Below are 727 nucleotides of genomic sequence, written 5' to 3' on the forward strand. Positions count from 1 at the left end.
AGTCTACCAGCAGCGTGTATCCCGCCTCACACACAGCCTTTCAGTTTGTGTCATTACCGTGGACTGGAGTGGCTATCCTTCATCAGAGTTCAGTGTTTTGCGGGCAAGCTTATTGTGTGATGGCAGCGCTATCCCTCTGATGAGTAAAGTCATTTCCTCCCGCTACCAGAACAACTCTGCCGTACAAAATGACTTTCTCGATCAGATGGCTGCCGCCATCGGCAAAGATAAGCAGGTCATTATCGTGACCGATGCAGGTTTTCGCAGCAGTTGGTTTCACCCCCTCCGCTCTCTGGGCTGGGACTTTGTCGGGCGAGTCAGGGGCAGCCTCTATTTTCAGGTCGCAGGGGATGAAGAGTGGCAGATGGCTCGGGATATGGTGTCATCAACCACGGCGCGCTATCTGGGGTTCGGGCGACTGGCACGCAACGCCAGTCGTGACTGTCCGGGACATGTCTACACCGTGCATAAGCGGGCGACGGGCAGGAAAAGCAGTCAGCATTCCCCCAGAACAGACAGGATGTACCGTAAAAACGCGCGTGAACCGTGGCTGCTTTTTACCAGCCTGATGGGATATAAGCCACGCGGGATAGTTAAAATTTACAGTCGCCGTATGCAAACAGAGCAGAACTTCAGGGATGAGAAAAGTGAACGTTATGGTCTGGGACTACGGGCAAGCAAAAGCCGGGGGAAAAAGCGGATATCTGTGCTTTGCCTGCTCGCCACG

General features: G+C 53.9%; 1 protein-coding gene. It reads left to right on the forward strand.

From position 1 onward, the window contains the following. Positions 1–727: IS4 family transposase (locus E0L21_RS24705; protein WP_131413838.1), on the forward strand; the 727-nt coding region annotated here is incomplete at both ends.

Source organism: Kosakonia quasisacchari (assembly GCF_004331415.1).
In the GTDB taxonomy this organism is placed as follows: Bacteria; Pseudomonadota; Gammaproteobacteria; order Enterobacterales; family Enterobacteriaceae; genus Kosakonia; species Kosakonia quasisacchari.